The sequence below is a fragment of the Ignatzschineria sp. PL_is040 genome (assembly GCF_055813795.1).
This window is the reverse complement of sequence record NZ_JBVPGU010000075.1, coordinates 1-205: the sequence shown is the minus strand read 5'-3', so window position 1 is coordinate 205 and position 205 is coordinate 1. Positions and strand designations below refer to the sequence as shown.

General features: G+C 47.3%; 1 protein-coding gene. It reads left to right on the top strand.

Annotated elements, in window-relative coordinates:
- Positions 1–13: 13 nt before the first annotated feature.
- Positions 14–205 (top strand): Ig-like domain-containing protein (locus AC0SAP_RS10480; RefSeq protein ID WP_473384121.1); only part of this gene is annotated, 192 nt, incomplete at its 3' end.

Below are 205 nucleotides of genomic sequence, written 5' to 3'. Positions count from 1 at the left end.
TGATGGCGATACCTTGAAGTATACACTTGAGAAAAAACCAACCTCGGGAAGTGTCTTACTTGATGAGAAAACCGGAGAGTTTACGTATACGCCCAACAAAGATTACAACGGTAAGGATGAGTTCACGGTGGTGGTATCTGACGGCAATGGTGGCAGTGTCACTGTGACGGTTCCTGTAACAGTCACACCGGTGAATGATGCCCCA